The following is a 17,623-nucleotide window of genomic DNA, read 5'->3' on the forward strand; positions in this document are numbered from 1 at the left end:
GGGGCGAGGTGCTCGCCCGCGGCGTCGGCGTGTTCGCCGGCTACCGCAGACCGGCCGACAACGCCGATGCCTTCGTGGACGGGTTCTTCCGCACCGGCGACCTCGGCGAACTCGATGAGCTGGGACGGCTCACCCTCAAAGGACGTCATCGTCACCGCCGGCGGCAAAACCGTCACCCCCGCCATCTGGGAAGGCTACGTCGAGGGCGACCCGCTCGTGGCCCACGCCGTGATGGTGGGCGACGGCAAACCCTTCCTCGGCGGCCTCGTGTTGCTGGACCCGGAGTCCGTCGCGGCCTGGGCGGAACGGGAGGGCATCGCCGACCTGGCCGGCCTGCGGATCCCGGACGACGGCGGCGCCGTCCAGATCGACGACGCGCGGCTCCTCACCGCAATCGGCAAGGCGGTCAGCGCCGCCAACGCGAAAATCGCCCGCTCCGAACAGGTGCGCCGGTTCGTGCTGCTGCTCGCCGACCTCAGTGAGGCCAACGGCATCGTGACCCCCACGATGAAACTCAAGCGCGGAGCCTTCACCGAACGTGTCCGCCACATCGTCGACAACCTCTACGCCGACACCAGGAGCCAAGCATGAGTATCCAAGTCAAGAGGTGGCTGCTGTCCTACGCGGTCGCCGCCGTGATCTTCGCCGCCATCGACGTCGTCTGGATCGTCACCGTGGCAAGCAACCAGTACAAAAGCCAGATCGGCGACCTGCTCGCGCCCAGCGCCAATGTGGCGGGCGCCGTCGTCTTCTACCTCGTCTACGTGGTGGGGATCCTGCACTACGGCGTCCGGCCCAACGACCCGGACGCCACCCCGCGCCAACGGGTGGCGGGAGCCGCCATCTTCGGATTCTTCACCTACGCCACCTGGGCCCTGACCGGGCTCGCCGTACTCAAGGACTTCCCCCTCATGGTGGCCGTGACCGACATCGCCTGGGGCGTCGCGGTGTGCAGCGCCGTCACGTGGCTGACGGCCGCCCTCCTGCGGCGCACGATCGCGCGGACAAGAACACCGGAGTAGCAACAGCGGAGTAGCACCAGCGGAGTAGCAACAGCCACGCGGGGTCACATACGGCCCATCCGGGACCCCGGGATGGGCCGTATGTGACCCCGCGTTGCTGGTGGCTGTTAGTCCCCGGAGCTCCAGTCGGCCCCGGTCTCGGCCATGTAGGCGGCCACGGCTGCGTCGATGGTGCGGTAGAAGTGGCGCGGATTGATTTGGCGGGTCAGTTCGTAGCGCTCGATCTTCGCCCGGACGCCGTGTTTGAGCTCCGCGAACACGAGCGAGGTGCCGTGCGCGTTCAGCTCCACGTCCAGCTCCAGCAGCACATCCGAAGCGGTCGTGTCGACGTCGGTGATGGGTTCGGCCGCGATAACGATCCACCGCGGTTTGGGTTCGGTACGGGCCAGCCGCCGGATGTTCTCGCGGAACGGCCTGACGTTGGCGAAGAACAGCGGCGCGTCGAAGCGGTAGATCACCAGGCCGGGCAGGTGCTTCGCGTCGGGGTGGACGTGCACGTCATGAAAGCCCTCCAGCCCCGGCACCCGCCCGATCACCGTCTCGTAGGGCCACCAGGCGCGGCGGAAAATGTTGAGGACGGAAAGCCCCACCGCAATGCCGATGCCGGGCAGCACGCCCAGCAACGCCACCCCGAGGAAGGCCGCAATCGACAAAGAGAACTCGGTCTTGCGCTGGTGCCAGAGACGGACGGTGCCCGGGATGTCGGCCAGGGAAATCGACGCGGTGATCACAATGGCCGCGAGGGCCGGCTGGGGCAGGTTCCGGAAGAGCCCCGGCAGCAGCACCAGCATGAGCAGGATCAGCAGGGCCCCCGTCACGCCGGTGAGCTGGGTCTTCGAGCCGGAACGTTCCGCCACCGCCGTCCGCGAGCCGCTGGTGCTCACCGGGAAGCCCTGGAAGAGGCCCGCGGCCAGGTTCGCGGCACCGATGCCGATCATCTCCTGGTTGCCACGGATCTCCTCACCGGAGCGCGCGGCGAACGACGACGCCGTCGAGATCGTGTCGGTCAGCGACACCAGCGCGATCCCCAGCGCGCCGGCGAGCATCAGGGCGATGTCCGAAAATGCCAGCGTGGGGATTGCGAACGGCGGGAAGCCCTGCGGGAGTTCCCCGACGAGTGAGACGCCCCGGTTGGCGAGGTCGAAGAACGAGGCCGCCCCGATCGCGAGCACCACCATGACGAGCACCGACGGGACCTTGGGCAGCCACCGCTGCAGGGCCAGGATCAGCACAATCCCGGCGATCCCGACGGCGGCCGCGGCCACCACCGTTTCGCCCGCGGCCAGGCCCTGGATGAAGCCGACGAGGTCCCCGATGAAGCCCTCGGCGCTCACTTTGAACCCGAAGAGCTTCGGGAGCTGGCCGACCAGGATGGTGACCGCGAGACCGTTCATGTAGCCGATCATCGTGGGCTTGGAGATGAGGTCCGCGATGAAACCGAGCTTGGCCACCGAGGCGAGGATCATGATGGCGCCGACCATCAGCGCGAGCATCGACGCAAGCACAACGGCCTTCTGCGGGTCGCCGTCGGACGCGACGAGCGGCAGGACCGTCGCGGCGATCATCGGGCCAAGCGAGGAGTCGGGACCGAGCACGAGAATGCGGGACGGACCAAAGACTGCATAGGCGAGCAGGCAGAGGACGGTGGTGTAAAGCCCGGTGATCGGCGGCAGCCCCGCCAGCTCCGCGTAGGCCATGCCCTGGGGAACCAGCAGCGTCGCCAGCACCAGTCCGGCGACGATGTCCTTGCCGAACCAGTTCCCCTGGTACTGCGCGGCGACGTCGAGTCCGGGCATCAGCTGGCGCAGCCAGCCGCCCCGCCGTTGTCCCGTCGTCGTCATATCAGCACTCTGCCCGGGCGCCGGCGCCCGGTGCATCCTCCGACGGGGGTGATCCGGCGGCCCATTAGCGGGGCAACCGCGGGCTGCAACCCGCGGCAGCTCCCGCCGCCCGCAGGGCTGCAACCCGCGGCAGGTCCGGCCCGACCACCCGTTGTGTCCCACGCCCGATGGGCCTAGAGTGGCCGTCTGCCAAGTGCGTGCCGTCCCGCTGCCCGATCAGGTACCGGGGGCCGTCCCCGCCGTCCTCGTAAAGGAAATTTCTATGAAATCCCGTACGCTCGGTTCGCTCACCGTCTCCGCCCTGGGTCTGGGCTGCATGGGCATGAGCGAGTTTTATGGCCCCGGCAGGGAAAACGAGTCCATCGCCACCATCCAGGCCTTCCTCGACGCCGGCGGAAGCCTGCTCGACACCGCGGACATGTATGGCCCGTTCACGAACGAGGTGCTCGTCGGCCGGGCCATTGCGGGCCGGCGGGACGACGTCGTCCTGGCCACCAAATTCGGCAATGAACGCCGGGCTGACGGATCCTGGGTGGGCATCAACGGCTCCCCGGACTATGTGCGTGCCGCATGCGACGCAAGCCTGCAGCGGCTGGGCGTGGACCACATCGACCTGTACTACCAGCACCGGGTGGACAAGACTGTCCCGATCGAGGAAACCGTCGGGGCCATGGCGGAGCTGGTCCAGGCCGGCAAGGTCCGGCACCTTGGCTTATCAGAGGCAAGCGCCGACACCATACGCCGGGCCCACGCGGTGCACCCCATCACCGCTCTGCAGACCGAATACTCGCTCTGGGAACGCGAGCCGGAGACCAAGGTCTTCCCGGTCCTCGCCGAGCTTGGCATCGGTTTTGTTCCTTACAGCCCGCTGGGCCGGGGCTTCCTGACCGGCCAGTTGCGCAGCCCCGATGACTTCGCGGCGGATGACTTCCGCCGGCACTCCCCGCGCTTCCAGGGCGAGAACTTTGCCCGGAACCTGGAACTCGTGGACCGCGTCAAAGAGTTGGCGGATGCGAAAGGATGCACCGCGGCGCAACTGGCACTGGCCTGGCTGCTGGCCCAGGGCGAGCACATCGTTCCCATCCCGGGCACGCGGAAGCGCGAACGCCTGCGGGAGAACCTGGGCGCTGTCGACGTCGAACTCTCCGCCGAGGACCTCCACCGCCTGGACGAGCTTGCCCCCTCCGGGGCGGCGGCCGGAGCGCGTTACCCGAACATGGGCACGATCGACGTCTAGGCTCGCAGCGGTTCACCCGAACCGCCTCCACTGACAACGCGGGGTCACTTCCGGCCCATCCCGCGCCCCGGGATGGGCCGGAAGTGACCCCGCGTTGCTGTGCGGTACTTCACGGGCGGCGGTCGGCCTCCGTCGCCTCTTGCCGCCATAGATGAAGTATGTTTCACTAATTGGACGGAGGGGAGTATCCCCAGAATGTCCCGTCGTCAGTACGGCCGACCCTGAGCGGCCCGGCGGGCCAGGCCCCTCGGGGCCGGGAGAGACCTCCAGTTAGTAGAACTGACTGGAAAGTGGTGCTCCCTGATGAATGTTCCACTATGGGCCTGGTTGGCCGTTCTTGCCGTCATTGTTTTGATGCTGGCCGTAGACCTGTTCGCGCACCGCAGGGCGCACGTTATCGGGGTCCGCGAAGCCGCGTTGTGGTCCGGAATCTGGGTTGCTTTCGGCGTGGGCTTCGGCGCCCTGGTCTGGCAAATCTACGGAGCGGAATTTGGCCAGCAGTACTTCGCCGGGTACCTGATCGAGAAATCCCTGGCGGTGGACAACGTGTTCATCTGGGCGATTATCTTCACGTATTTTGCGGTCCCCCGCGAATACCAGCATCGGGTGCTGTTCTTCGGGGTGCTGGGCGCCCTGATTTTCCGGGGCATCTTCATTGCGGCGGGCTCCGCGATCATCGCCAGCGCAGGGTGGGTGCTGTACATCTTTGCGGCGTTCCTGCTCCTCACCGGTTACCGGATGATCCGCCACCGCAACGACCACCTGGACCCGGAAAAGTCCCGGGTTCTAAAACTCTTCCGCCGGCGCGTGCCCATGACGGACGACTTCCACGGCCAGCGTTTCCTGATCCGCAAGAGCGGCGCCGTGTTGGCCACTCCGTTGCTCGCCGTACTGGTCCTCATCGAGGTCACCGACATCATCTTCGCAGTGGACTCCATCCCCGCGATCTTCGCCGTCACCGACGAGGTGTTCCTGGTCTTCACGGCCAACGCCTTCGCCATCCTGGGCCTCCGGGCAATGTATTTCCTGCTCGCTGACCTGATCCACCGCTTCATCTACCTCAAGATCGGACTTGCGCTCGTCCTGATCTGGGTCGGTATCAAAATGCTCCTCAAAATCGATATCTACTACATCCCCACCCCGGCATCCCTGGCCGTCATCGCCACAATCCTCGGGGTGTCCATCGGCGCAAGCCTCTGGGCCACCCGCGGACAGAGCCGCAAGACACCCGCGGTGCCGGCGCACGCCCCGTTCGGCACCGCCTCACCCGAGGAAATCGCCGCTCTGGAACCACTGTGGCGCAAGCGCCCCGACACGAAAGCTTCGTCGTCGGCCTAGCCGGAAACGTCAGTAAGGAAAAACCATGACAGCCGCCCCGCCGGGTCCGGAAAATGGCTCGGAACCCCCGGTTCCCCCGGCACCCGCACGTCCCACGTGGACCTTTCTCACGAACCACGGGCACGTGCTGCTGTCGGTGGCCGCAGACCCTCAAGTCCGCATCGCCGACATCGCCGCGAGGGTCGGCATCACACCGCGCTCAACCCTCCAGATCCTCAAGGATCTCGAAGAGGGAGGCTACCTTCAACGCATCCGGGCCGGACGTCGAACCCGCTATGCCATCGAACCGCACCAGCACTTCCGTCACCCAGCGACCGCATCTTGGGAAATCGACGGCCTGATCGGCCTCTTCTCGAACGTCACACCTTCAGCCGAAGCGGTGCCACCAAAGGAGGTCCCCGGCCGGGGATGAGCCGCAACTGACCCCGTGTTGCCCTGTCAGTTCTGGTTCCCATCCGCCGGTTTTGGCAACCAGGAGTGATAGGGCAACTGGGGGTTAGGGCAACTGGGGGGATGGGGCAACTGGGGGGTTAGTGGCCGGACGAGGCGAGTTCGGCCAGCATCTCCGTCTTGCGTTCCTCGCTCGCGAAGGAGGAACGGATCGAGTTCGCCGCCATCCGCACGCAATCGAACTCGGACAGCCCAATCACCGATTTCAGCTGCGCAAAGTTGTCGTCCACGTACCCGCCGAAATACGCCGGATCATCGGAGTTCACGCTGACGTTCAACCCGGCCGCGAGCATGGCCGGCAGCGGGTGCTTCTCCAGGGTGTCCACGGCGCGGAGCCGGACGTTGGACAGCGGGCACACGGTCAGCGGTGTGAGCTCGTGCACCAGCCGTTCCACCAGTTCGGGATCCTCCATGCAGCGGATGCCGTGGTCGATCCGTTCCACGTCCAGGAGATCCAGCGCGTCAATAATGTACGACGGCGGGCCCTCCTCGCCCGCGTGCGCGATCCGGTGCAGCCCGGCCTCCTTCGCCCGGGCGAAGAGCCGCTGGAACTTGGCCGGCGGGTTGCCCACCTCGGCCGAGTCCAGGCCGATGCCCGCGATCGGTGCATTCATGGCGAGGAGCTGCTCCAGCACCTCCAGGGCGGAGTCCTCGGACAGGTCCCGCAGGAATGCGGCGATGAGCAGCGTGGAGATCCCGAACTCCTGCTCCGATTCGGCCAGCACCGACGCCACGCCGTTCACGCAGGTCGCCAGGGCCACCCCGCGGGACAGGTGCGCCTGCGGGTCCAGCATGATCTCGGCGTGCCGGACGCCGGCGAGCGCAGCCCGGGACAGGTACGCCCGGGTCATGTCCGCGAAGTCCTGCTCCGTCCGCAGCACGGCCATGTTGGCGTAGTAGAGGTCCAGGAACGACTGCAGGTCGGTGAACTCGTAGCGGGAGCGCAGCTCGTCCAGATCCGCGTACGGCAACTGGATGCCGTTGCGTTCGGCCAGGGCGAAGATCAGCTCGGGCTCAAGGGTTCCCTCGATGTGCAGATGGAGTTCAGCGACCGGCAGCGGAGCATGAACTTCCTCGGGAACCTCGGCGAAGTCGGGAATGTCAGGGGTGGACGTTTCTGCGTTGTCCGGTGCAGCGTCCCCGGTGGCAGCGACGCCGTCGTTAGTTTCCATTCGGTAAGGATATGCCCGCAGGCAGCAGACACCGATAGAGTCGATTGGATGCACACTGCTCAGCATGCTTCCGATCATTCCGCCGCGCCCATCCCCGGGCTGGACTCCCACCATCCCACAGACGGCTTCGTCCGGGTGCGCGGCGCCCAGGAGAACAACCTGCGGAACGTGGACGTCGATGTGCCCCGCGACGCGATCGTCGCCTTCACCGGGGTTTCCGGTTCCGGCAAGTCCTCGCTGGCCTTCGGGACCATCTACGCGGAGGCCCAGCGCCGCTACTTCGAGTCCGTGGCGCCCTACGCCCGGCGGCTGATCCAGCAGGGCCACAACCCCAAGGTGGAGATGATCACCGGGCTGCCGCCCGCCGTCGCGCTGCAGCAGCGCCGCGGGACGCCCAGTTCCCGGTCGACCGTCGGCACGGTCACCACACTGTCGAACTCGCTGCGGATGCTCTTCTCGCGCGCCGGCAGCTACCCCGACGGCGCGAGCCCGCTCGATTCGGACGCGTTCTCGCCCAACACCGCCGCCGGCGCCTGCCCGGAGTGCCACGGCCTTGGCATCGCGCACACGGTCTCCGAATCCTCGCTGGTCCCGGACACCTCGCTGAGCGTCCGCGACGGCGCGATCGCCGCGTGGCCCGGCGCCTGGCAGGGCAAGAACCTGCGCGACATCCTGACCCAGCTGGGGCACGACGTCGATACCCCCTGGCGGAAGCTGCCCAAGAAGGACCGCGACTGGATCCTCTTCACCGAGGAACAGCCCGTGGTGGAGGTGACGCCCCAGCGCGACCGGGTCGCGAAACCGTACAAGGGCCGTTTCTGGAGCGCGAAGAGCTATGTGCTGCACACCCTCGCCGATTCCAAAAGCACCACGATGCGCGACCGGGTGCTGCGGTACATGGAAACCGGGCCGTGCCCGGTCTGCGCCGGCAGCGGCCTGACCCCGGCCGCCCTCGACGTGACGTTCGCCGGCCGCACCATCGCGGAACTCAACGCCGTCCCCATGACCGAACTTGCCGGGATCATCCGCCCCACCACCGAGCTGAAGTCCGCCGGGACCGCGTCGCGCAAACAGAGCTCCGGCGAGGGCAACGAAGTGGCCGTCGCGATCACCCGGGACCTGCTGCAGCGGGTCACCGTGCTGCTGGACCTCGGCCTGGGCTACCTCGCGCTGGGCCGGTCCACCCCCACGCTCTCCCCCGGCGAGATGCAGCGGCTCCGGATCGCCACCCAGCTGCGCTCCGGCCTCTTCGGCGTGATTTACGTGCTGGACGAGCCCTCCGCCGGCCTGCACCCGGCCGACGCCGAGCCCCTCCTCGAGGTTCTGGACCAGCTCAAGTCCTCCGGCAACTCGGTCTTCGTCGTGGAGCACAACATGGACATCGTCCGCCACGCGGACTGGCTGGTCGACGTCGGCCCGCGCGCCGGCGAAGGCGGCGGCGAAGTGCTCTACAGCGGCCCCGTCGCCGGGCTCGCCGAGGTGGAGGAGTCCGTGACCCGGCCGTTCCTGTTCCCTGACGGGTCAGGTTCGGCGGCGCTCCCCGGGACTGCGGACGACGCCGGTTCCTCCGGGGGCGGTTCCGCCCCGGCCCGCGACCGCCGGGAAGCGGCGGGCTGGCTGGAGCTGCGGGACATCAGCCGCCACAACCTGCGCGACCTCGACGCCGACTTCCCGCTCGGCGTGCTGACCGCGGTCACCGGCGTCTCCGGCTCCGGCAAGTCGACCCTGGTCAGCCAGGTCCTCGCCGAGGTCGTCGGCGCCCGGCTGCATCCCGAAGCCGACGCCGCGGCGAAAGCCACGGAGGACCTGGAGTCCGCGGTTGACGAGTCCGGCGGTCCGCTCAGTGTTGGCCCGGTCACCGGGCTGGACCAGCTGGACCGGCTCGTGAAGGTCGACCAGAAACCGATCGGCCGCACCCCGCGCTCCAACCTCGCCACCTACACCGGCCTGTTCGACGCCGTCCGCAAGGAATTCGCGGCGACGGATGAGGCCCGTGCCCGCGGCTTCGGCGCGGGCCGGTTCTCCTTCAACGTCGCAGGCGGACGCTGCGAGACCTGCCAGGGCGAGGGCTTCGTCGCCGTCGAACTGCTGTTCCTACCCGGCAGCTACGGGCCCTGCCCGGAATGCCACGGCTCGCGCTACAACCCGGAAACCCTCGAGGTCACCTACCGCGGCAAGAATGTGGCCGAGGTCCTCGGCCTGACGGTCAACGCCGCCGCCGAGTTCCTGGACGGGGTCCCCGCCGCCGCACGCAGCCTGCAGACCCTCCGCGAGGTGGGCCTGGGGTACCTGAGGCTGGGCCAGCCCGCCACCGAGCTCTCCGGCGGCGAAGCCCAGCGCATCAAGCTCGCCACGGAACTGCAGCGCGCCCAGCGCGGGCACACGCTCTACCTGCTGGACGAGCCCACCACCGGCCTGCACCCGGCCGACGTCCAACTCCTGATGGCGCAGCTGCACCGGCTGGTCGACGCCGGCAACACCGTGATCGTGGTGGAGCACGAGATGGACGTGGTGGCGGCCGCCGACTGGGTGATCGATCTGGGTCCTGCCGGCGGTGACGCCGGCGGCAAGATCATCGCCGTGGGGACGCCCGCCGTCGTCGCCCGGTCCAAAAAGAGCCGGACGGCGCCGTATCTAGCCGCGGTCCTCGGCGGCTGAGCAGCCTTCGTCCTCCGGGAGAGACCGGCTGACAATGCCGAAGATAAAACGAATTTACTGACTATAACGACTTGATCACGGCCGGGCCGTGGCTTAGCGTGGAGTCCGTGCCCTGACAAGGGTACGAATGCCCGGTGCTGCCACCACCACATACTGCCCGACCGGTAGACACCGCAACGACCTCTATTGTCAGGGGCGGGCAGTAGTGCGACAACGTCCGGGGACGGACCGAGCACCGGTGGCCCTCAGGAGCATCTGTCCCATGAAGAAATCTACTTACAGCACTGCCGCGCGCCGCGGAGTCACTTTTGCGGCCGTCTCGATCGCCGGCGTCGCACTGTCCGCCTCGGCTGCCAACGCAACTGTCCCGGCCGCCACCGCCGGTTCCGTCTGGGATTCCCTCGCCCAGTGCGAAAGCAGCGGCAACTGGGGCATCAATTCAGGAAACGGTTTTGCGGGCGGGCTGCAGTTCACCCCGAGCACCTGGGCTGCCTATGGCGGAACAGGCTCTGCAGCCAGCGCCAGCCGCGAGCAGCAGATTGCCGTTGCAGAGAAGGTCCAGGCCAGCCAGGGCTGGGGAGCGTGGCCGTCCTGCGCCGCGAGTCTGGGCCTGTCCGGCGGTGCAATAGCTCCGCAGAGCACGCCGGTGCAGGCCGCTGCGGCCCCGGCAGCCAAGGCGCCGGTCCGGTACGCCGCCCCCAAGGCAGCCGCACCCAAGGCCGTGGCCCCCAAAGCAGTCGCGCCCAAGGCTGCCGCCCCGGCACGCCACGTGGCGTCCGTGGCCCTGAGCGGCCAGAGCTACACCATCCAGAGCGGCGACACCTTGAGCAAGGTCGCTGAGAAGCTCAACATCGCCGGCGGCTGGCAAATGCTGGCTGACGCCAACGCCGCCACCATCAGCAACCCCAACCTGGTCTTCCCGGGCCAGGTGCTGCAGCTCCCCGCCTGACCTGCGCCGGGCGTTCCTCGGCAGCATTAGTTAAACCACGACGCCGGAGCGTTCCCTTGCGGGGAACCTCCGGCGTCGTGTTGTCCGCTGTCGGTGTTTAGCTGATTGTGCACTCGGCGTCGTGCAGACTCTGTGCTCGGTGTCGTGCTGACTGTGTCGTGCCGTCTTTCGGGAGCCGTGGCCGTCCGGACCTACGCGACCTGCGGAATCTCGCGGACAATCCGGACTTTCCAGGCGGTGTCGTCACTGGTGTCCAGCAGGGCCACGGTGCCCATGGCGAGGTGCAGGGCCACCCGTTTGGCCGCGAGCAGCTCAAGGTAGAGGTTCTCGTTCATCCGGGCCGGGGCATCGATGACGTACTTCACGGCGTCGCGGACCTTGCGGTAGTTGGCGCTCTTTTCGCGGTGCAGGTGCAGTTCCAGCAGCCCTCGCTCGCGGATCTTTGGCTCATGGCGGTTCAGCCAGGACACCGCGGCGTGGACCGCCACCACGACGGCCAGGGAGACAACATAGATCTCCCAGCCGCTGGAGAGCAGGAACAGGGGAAGATTGGCGATCGCAATAGCGGCGATGACGAGCCGGAGCGCGAGGATGCGCCGCATGGTCAGCGCCACGGAGGCAAGGGCCGTCCGGAAACCGTACTGTTCCTTGCGGGCAGCAGCCGGATCGATGGTGAACTCCTCCAGGACGAGGATGCCGTTCGCTTCGGGGCTCAGCATTTGTCCGTATTTAGGGAGTTTTGCGGGCGCGAGATCCGCCCGGGCTGTGGTTACTGGATTCGTCGACATGAGGCGTGTCTTCCGGGCGGCAGGGGCGTTTTGTGCTAGTTTACGCGCCGAAGCTGAGGGTTGTCTGTCCCGGTCCGAAATGTGAACACGCTCACCCGCGGCTGCCTGCAATTGGCGCATTGGCTTCATGGCCTCAAACTGGAGAGATGCAGACTTTTCTCCCCTTCCCCGATTTCCAGCAGAGCGCCGCGGTTCTTGACCGCCAGCGGCTCGGCAAGCAGCGTGTTGAAACGCTGCAGACCCTCCGCGCGCTGGTGATCCCGGAGTACGGCTGGCAGTCGCACCCGGCCATCCGGATGTGGATGGGGTACGTCCCGGCGCTGACCCTTTACGGCCTGACCGTGGTCGACGAATGGACGGCCAGAGGCGGCGAGGACACCACCCGCGAGAAGATCATGGAGTTCGCACCCCAGGCCGCGCACCCCGACTATGCCGCGAAGATCCCTATGCCGCCGTGGCTGGGAGCCCCCGAACTTCACCTGAGCCACCGCTCCCGGCTGATCGCCAAGGACCCGCGGTTCTACACGGACCTGTTCCCGGGCACAGAGCCTGACCTGGAGTATGTCTGGCCCGAGCCCAAGCTTGAGCTGGTGCCGGAGGATCCTTCCGGGGACCGCATGTGGGTCCTCCGCCTGCCGCTCGGCGACACCGATCCGGAGAAACTGGACAAGGTCAGCCTGCCCCTCGTGGGCAAGGCGAAAGCCGCCGCGGCCGCAGACGACGACTACCAGTTCGTGTATGCGGACTCCGGTGCCCGCCGGCCGGCGAAGGTGCGCAAGCTCCCGCCGAAGCAGCTCGTCAAGAAGCCCACCCGCAAACGCCAGCAGCAGGAGGAAGCGTTCAACACGCTTCCCGGCAACTCGATCGTTGCGGTCCCGTTCGACGACGGCGCGTCCTTCGCCGTCGGCAAGGTCCTGGGCCGTCCAATCACTGTGGACGGCCGCTTCGCGCGTAACTTCCAGGTCGACGAGATCCTGGACCGCTCGTCCTTCGATTACCCGGCGCTGCTGCAGGATCCGCGGGTCTTCTTCCCGATCCCCGCGCGGTAGCCCGGCTTCGGCGGCCGAGGCCGCCGAAAACTGGCAGACTGGCCACCATGACTGTACTTATGGCCGGTTGCGGCGATCTGGGCACCGAGGCCGGGCTGCGGTTCGCCGCCGCAGGACACCGGGTGGTGGGCTGGCGGCGCTCTCCGGAGAAACTTCCGGCCGCCATCGAAGGTGCCGCGGCTGACCTGAGCTCCGGTGAACTGCCACCCATCCCGGCGGACACCACCGCCGTCGTCGTCGCGATCGCGGCGGACTCCCCCACCGAGGCTGCCTACCGGGCGGCCTACGTGGACGGGCTCTCGAACGTTTTGGACGCCGTCCTCGGTTCGGGCGCGCCCGTCCGGCGGGTGCTGTTTGTCTCCTCGACCGCCGTCTACGGCGACGCCGGTGGGGACTGGATTGATGAACGCACGACGCCGGAGCCCGGCGGGTTCTCGGGCCGCATTATCCGCGAGGCGGAGGAGCTCCTCTCCGGTCGGCTGCGCGGCACCGGAATCACACCGGTGGTGCTGCGGCTCGGCGGCATTTACGGCCCCGGGCGGACCCGGCTTATTGACCAGGTCCGCAGCGGATCCGCAGAGGTTCCGGCAACGTCACGGTTCACGAACCGGATCCACCGGGACGATGCCGCCGCTGCGATCGTCCACCTGTGCACGATGGATTCCGCCCCGGCACCGGTGTATCTGGGCGTGGACAACGAGCCTGCCGAGATGGGCGAGGTGCTGCGCTTTCTGGCCGCCGAGCTGGGACTTCCCCTGCCGCCGTCGGAAACGGCTGAAAGCGCCACGCAGGCCGGCGCGGCACAGCCCGGCGGCACCGCACAGCCCGGCGGCACGCAGGGCAGCGGCACGCAGGGCAGCGGCGGCCCGAAGACCGGCGAGCCGTCCCGCGGCGGCAACAAACGCTGCAGCAACGCACTGTTGCGGGGCACCGGATTCGAATTCACCTACCCGAGCTTCCGGGAAGGCTACCGGGCCATCCTCGCCGGAGTGGGCGCACGGCACCCCTGAGACTGCCGCTCCAAACAGCACCCAGCGAGTTTCCAGTGAGGGGAACAATGGATTTTCAGCACATGATTGAAGCGGTCGGCGGATTCATGGACATCGCAGGAGTGGCCGTGATGGTGATCGGCGCCGTCGTCTCCATCCCGCTGGCGATCCGCGGCTTCCAGCCGCGCAAGCTGCCGGCAGGATCCGAGCCGCTGTCCGTCTACCGCTCGTACCGGCAATTGCTGGGCCGTTCGATTCTCCTCGGGCTGGAGCTCCTGGTGGCGGCGGACATCATCCGGACCGTCGCCGTCACCCCGACCTTCGAAAGTGTCGGTGTGCTCGCCATCATTGTGCTGATCCGGACCTTCCTGAGCTTCTCACTCGAGCTCGAAATTACCGGCCGCTGGCCCTGGCAGAAGCAACCAACAAGCTCCGCGGCTTCCTCACCTGCGGGCTGAATCGTTTCCGGGCGTCGCAGGCTCCGGTTAGGCTCGGGGCATGACTGACTCCGCAGCGGATGCCGACTGATGGGTTTTGATCCCTGGCCAAGTGCCCCTGAGCTTCCGGCGCCGATCATCATGGATCAGCGGTGGACGGATGCCGTTTTCCTGCACTGGCGCATTCCGGAGGCCGTTGCGGCACCGTTCATGCCGCCGGGCGTGGTGCCGGACACCTTTGACGGATCCGCCTGGGTGGGGCTGATCGGATTCCGCATGCAGGGCGCTGGCCCTGGCCGCGGGCCCGGAATCCCCTATTTCGGGAGCTTCAACGAGATCAACGTGCGCCTCTACTCCCGGGAGCCGGACGGCACGCGGGGTGTGGTTTTCCTTAGCCTGGATGCGACGCGGTTGGCCGTGGTGCTTGCTGCGCGGGCGGCCGGGATTCCGTATGTGTGGGCGCGGGCCGGCTTCCGGGGTGTGGGGGCCGTGGACACTTCGACCGGTGCCGTTCCGGCGGGGCCGGAAGGGCCTTCGAGTCTTGCGAGGCCCGGAGGGCCGGCGGGCCTTGCGGGCCCCGCGGGGCCGGCGGGTCTTGCGGGCCCCCGAGCCGGGTACTGGGTGCGGCGGTTCCGGGGCGGCGCACGGAGCAACTTTGCGGTAGCACCGGAGTTCGACGCCGAAGCCACCGACCCGCTGTCTCTCCACCTCACCGCCCGGTTCGGGCTGCACACCCGGTTCCGGGGCAGGACCATGTATGTTCCCAACACCCACACTGCGTGGCCGTTGTACCGGGCCGAGCTGACTCAGGTTGAGGATCAGCTGGTCGCTGCTGCCGGAATCACCGTCTCGGGACCGCCCGAATCGGTGCTCTTCTCCCCCGGAGTCCGCACGCAGTTTGGCCGGCCAAGGTTCCTGGACGGCAGGTCCTGAGACCAGGGTCCGGATTCGACTGAATAGGGCTGAACCGCGGGTGCCGAGCCAGCCAGACTGCGGGAGTCTGGCGCCGGCCAGTGCACTCCGGGTGGAGTCGCTAATAATGTCCGAGCCCTCTGGCAGGGTGGTTCCATGGAAGCCGCCAGGGATTTCATAGATTTGCAGCACACGGACCCGGGCGCGGAACGCGGCACGGTCTCCGGCGCCGTCTGCCGCACGGAGCGGGCTGCGCAACCCGGGGTGCACGGGGTGGATGAGACCTTGGCCGGGCTGCGGGGTGTCAGTTCGACGCCGGCCGGGGCCGCGGCGTGTGCCCCAGGGAGAATTCCGGCCGCAACCCTGCGGCCGGTGTCCGCCCCGGCCCTTATTGTCGGAGCCCTCTGGCAGGGTGGTTCCATGGAAGCCGTCAGGGATTTCATCGACTTGCAGGGCACGGACCGGGGCGCGGAACCCGGCACGGACCGCGGGACCGCCCGGTCCGGGGTGTCCGGGGTGTCCGGGGTGGATGGGGTGTCCGGGGTGTCCGGGGTGGATGGGGTGTCCGGGGTGTCCGGGGTGTCCGGGGTGGATGGGGCCCTGGCCGTGCTGCGGGTCGTGAGTTCGACGCCGGCCGGTGACGCGGTTTGTGCCCCAGGGAGAATTCCGGCCGCACATCTTCGGCGGGTGTCCGGGGTGGCTAATAATGTCGGAGCCAACTGGCAGAGTGATTCCATGGAAGCCGTCAGGGATTTCATGGATTTGCAGGACTCGGAACGCGGCCCGGACTGCGGTACGGTCTGCGGGACCGCCCCGTCCGGGGTGTCCGGGGTGTCCGGGGTGAATGAGGCCCTGGCCGTGCTGCAGGATGTCAGTTCGACGCCGGCCGGGGACGCGGCGTCTGCCCCAGGGAGAACAACGGCCGCAAATCTTCGGCCGGTGTCCGGCCCGGCTAATAATGTCGGAGCCAACTGGCAGAGTGATTCCATGGAAGCCGTCAGGGATTTCATCGACTTGCAGGGCACGGACCGCGAGACCGCGCAGCCCGGGATGTCCGGGGTGGATGGGGCCCTGGCCGTGCTGCGGGATGTGAGTTCGACTGCCGTCGGGGACGCGGCGTTCCGCGGCTTCCAGGCCGCCTCGGATTTCGCCGGCACCGTGGAGGAACTCTCACGGACCGTGGAATACCTGCAGCTCGTGGCAGCCGGGGCCGTGGACCGGACCCGGAAGCAGGCCGCGGCTACCGCCGCGAAGGCCAGCACCTCGTGGACCACCGGCTGGCGTGAGGCCCCCGCCCCCGGCGCTACGGCTGCGGCTGCGGCTGCGGGGCCAGCAGGAGTAGGATCCGCGGCCGCAGCGACGCCGGGAGCACCGAACGCTCCGGCCACCGGTGATGGCTCAACTGTTGCCGTGGACGACGGTTACCGGAACACCACGGAATTCCTCAGGGCGCGGCTGCGGATCAGCGCCGCCGAGGCCCGGCGCCGGTTGTCCCTGGCCGAGAGTCTGCTGCCGCGCCAGGGATTCACCGGCGGGCCCTTACCGGCCGTGCACGGGGAACTCGGGGCCGCCGTGGCCTCCGGGGAGGTCGCGTCCCGGCCCGCGACCATCATCACCCTGGCACTGGACCGTGTCCGGCACGTCTGCGACGCCGGCGCCGCCGCCGGGATGGAACACGCCCTGACCCGCACCGCGGCGGAGAACGACACGGACTTCCTGACACGCGTGGCCCGGAGCTGGACCGATGCCCTGGACCAGGACGGCGCCGAGCCCTCCGAGGAACTCCTGCGCCAACTCCAGGGCGCCTTCATCCGCAAACCCCGCCACGGACTCCAGCACCTGGAAATCTTCGGAACGGCCGAACAATTCGAACACCTCCTCACCGTCATGAACACCGCCACCAACCCCCGCACACCAGCCCCGGAACCCGGAACCGACGCCGCCCCGGCAGGCACCACCGCTGCCGCCGGAGTCCCGGCCGCCGGGATCTGCGCCGGGGCCGTCGCCGGAGGCCCCGTCCCGTGGGCCGAGGGCGGCCCGGACGCCGCAGAGGTCCCCCTTGACCTGCGCTCACGCCCGCAGAAACTCCTCGACGGCCTCGTCGGTGCCTGCAAAGCCGCCCTCGCCGCCGGCACGCTGCCCGCCGCGGGAGGACTCCGCCCACAGGTCATGGTCACCATCGACTACCGGGACCTGCTCGCCCGGCTCGGACACCTCGACGGAGACCTCCAGAACACCGCCGGCAGCCCCTTCCACCCGGGAGCCACAACGGAACACACCGGTAACCTGCTCTTCACCGGACCCGTCACCGCCTCCACCGTCCGGAAAATCGCCTGCGACGCGGACATCATCCCGGTCCTGCTCGGCAGCGAAGGCCGGGTCCTGGACATCGGCCGGGCCTCACGGGTCTTCCCGCCCCACATCCGCAAAGCCCTCACCGCCCGCGACCAAGGCTGCGCGTTCCCCGGCTGCACCATCCCCGCGCCCTGGTGCGAAGCCCACCACATCACCTACTGGTCCCGCGCCGGAACAACCGGCACAGACAACGGAACACTCCTGTGCTCCCACCACCACCACGTCATCCACAAAGAACAATGGACCATCCAAATCCGCACCGGCATCCCCTGGTTCATCCCGCCCCCACACCTGGACCCACGCCAAAAACCCCGCCGCAACCACTACTTCCGACCCACAGACCCCGACACCCCCGGCTGACCCTGGGCCCCTGAACAACGACAGCAAGCTCCGCACGGCATGAACACAAGTGCCGTCCAGCACGGT

15 protein-coding genes and 1 pseudogene are annotated in these 17,623 nt (G+C 68.0%); 13 read left to right on the forward strand and 3 right to left on the reverse strand.

What is annotated here, in order from left to right; all coding sequences use genetic code 11:
* Positions 1-114 precede the first annotated feature (114 nt).
* From AC1MFL_RS05455 to AC1MFL_RS05465, 3 genes and pseudogenes are all read left to right on the forward strand, one after another.
* Positions 115-228, forward strand: a pseudogene (locus AC1MFL_RS05455) (hypothetical protein); the annotation flags it as partial.
* Positions 229-456: 228 nt separating this feature from the next.
* Positions 457-591, forward strand: coding sequence for a hypothetical protein (locus AC1MFL_RS05460; protein WP_479815627.1), 135 nt, complete (start codon positions 457-459; stop codon positions 589-591).
* Entirely contained in the window at positions 588-1,022 is a 435-nt protein-coding gene (locus AC1MFL_RS05465) for a DUF2177 family protein (protein ID WP_479813888.1), read from the forward strand. The genes AC1MFL_RS05460 and AC1MFL_RS05465 overlap by 4 nt, the downstream gene beginning before the upstream one ends.
* 107 nt (positions 1,023-1,129) lie before the next feature.
* Here AC1MFL_RS05465 and AC1MFL_RS05470 read toward each other — a convergent pair whose 3' ends face one another.
* Positions 1,130-2,863 (reverse strand): SulP family inorganic anion transporter, encoded by a 1,734-nt coding sequence (locus AC1MFL_RS05470; protein ID WP_479813890.1) that lies wholly within the window; start codon positions 2,861-2,863, stop codon positions 1,130-1,132.
* 262 nt (positions 2,864-3,125) lie between these two features.
* Here AC1MFL_RS05470 and AC1MFL_RS05475 point away from each other — a divergent pair, with 262 nt between their 5' ends.
* The 3 genes from AC1MFL_RS05475 to AC1MFL_RS05485 all read left to right on the forward strand — a co-directional run bounded on the left by AC1MFL_RS05475 (position 3,126) and on the right by AC1MFL_RS05485 (position 5,850).
* Positions 3,126-4,100, forward strand: a complete 975-nt coding sequence (locus AC1MFL_RS05475; protein ID WP_479813891.1) for an aldo/keto reductase — start codon at positions 3,126-3,128, stop codon at positions 4,098-4,100.
* Between the two features lie 303 nt (positions 4,101-4,403).
* Positions 4,404-5,438, forward strand: a complete 1,035-nt coding sequence (locus tag AC1MFL_RS05480; protein ID WP_479813893.1) for a TerC family protein — start codon at positions 4,404-4,406, stop codon at positions 5,436-5,438.
* A gap of 25 nt (positions 5,439-5,463) precedes the next feature.
* Positions 5,464-5,850, forward strand: a complete 387-nt coding sequence (locus AC1MFL_RS05485; RefSeq protein WP_479813895.1) for a helix-turn-helix transcriptional regulator — start codon at positions 5,464-5,466, stop codon at positions 5,848-5,850.
* Positions 5,851-5,968: 118 nt separating this feature from the next.
* Here the strand turns inward: AC1MFL_RS05485 and AC1MFL_RS05490 are convergent, their stop codons facing one another.
* Entirely contained in the window at positions 5,969-7,060 is a 1,092-nt protein-coding gene (locus AC1MFL_RS05490; protein WP_479813897.1) for an adenosine deaminase, read from the reverse strand.
* A gap of 48 nt (positions 7,061-7,108) precedes the next feature.
* Between AC1MFL_RS05490 and AC1MFL_RS05495 the strand changes: the two genes are divergently transcribed.
* The gene (locus tag AC1MFL_RS05495; RefSeq protein WP_479813899.1) at positions 7,109-9,718 is read left to right on the forward strand and encodes an excinuclease ABC subunit UvrA; all 2,610 of its coding nucleotides are present in this window, start codon (positions 7,109-7,111) and stop codon (positions 9,716-9,718) included.
* Between the two features lie 262 nt (positions 9,719-9,980).
* On the forward strand, positions 9,981-10,667 hold the full coding sequence (locus AC1MFL_RS05500; protein WP_479813901.1) for a transglycosylase family protein: 687 nt from the start codon (positions 9,981-9,983) through the stop codon (positions 10,665-10,667).
* Positions 10,668-10,858: 191 nt separating this feature from the next.
* Here the strand turns inward: AC1MFL_RS05500 and AC1MFL_RS05505 are convergent, their stop codons facing one another.
* Entirely contained in the window at positions 10,859-11,386 is a 528-nt protein-coding gene (locus AC1MFL_RS05505; RefSeq protein WP_479813903.1) for a hypothetical protein, read from the reverse strand.
* 215 nt (positions 11,387-11,601) lie between these two features.
* Here AC1MFL_RS05505 and AC1MFL_RS05510 point away from each other — a divergent pair, with 215 nt between their 5' ends.
* The 5 genes from AC1MFL_RS05510 (at position 11,602) to AC1MFL_RS05530 (ending at position 17,557) form a co-directional block, all read left to right on the forward strand.
* A complete protein-coding gene (locus AC1MFL_RS05510; RefSeq protein WP_479813905.1) occupies positions 11,602-12,504 on the forward strand; it encodes an MSMEG_6728 family protein in 903 nt (300 codons plus the stop codon).
* 47 nt (positions 12,505-12,551) lie between these two features.
* On the forward strand, positions 12,552-13,514 hold the full coding sequence (locus AC1MFL_RS05515; RefSeq protein WP_479813906.1) for an SDR family oxidoreductase: 963 nt from the start codon (positions 12,552-12,554) through the stop codon (positions 13,512-13,514).
* Positions 13,515-13,561: 47 nt separating this feature from the next.
* The gene (locus AC1MFL_RS05520) at positions 13,562-13,951 is read left to right on the forward strand and encodes a DUF1622 domain-containing protein (protein WP_479813908.1); all 390 of its coding nucleotides are present in this window, start codon (positions 13,562-13,564) and stop codon (positions 13,949-13,951) included.
* Positions 13,952-14,020: 69 nt separating this feature from the next.
* A complete protein-coding gene (locus AC1MFL_RS05525; protein ID WP_479813910.1) occupies positions 14,021-14,863 on the forward strand; it encodes a YqjF family protein in 843 nt (280 codons plus the stop codon).
* Positions 14,864-14,998: 135 nt separating this feature from the next.
* Positions 14,999-17,557: an HNH endonuclease signature motif containing protein gene (locus tag AC1MFL_RS05530; RefSeq protein WP_479813912.1), complete on the forward strand. Its 2,559-nt coding sequence runs from the start codon at positions 14,999-15,001 to the stop codon at positions 17,555-17,557.
* Positions 17,558-17,623 lie beyond the last annotated feature (66 nt).

The sequence above is a fragment of the Arthrobacter sp. BG3 genome (assembly GCF_056680185.1).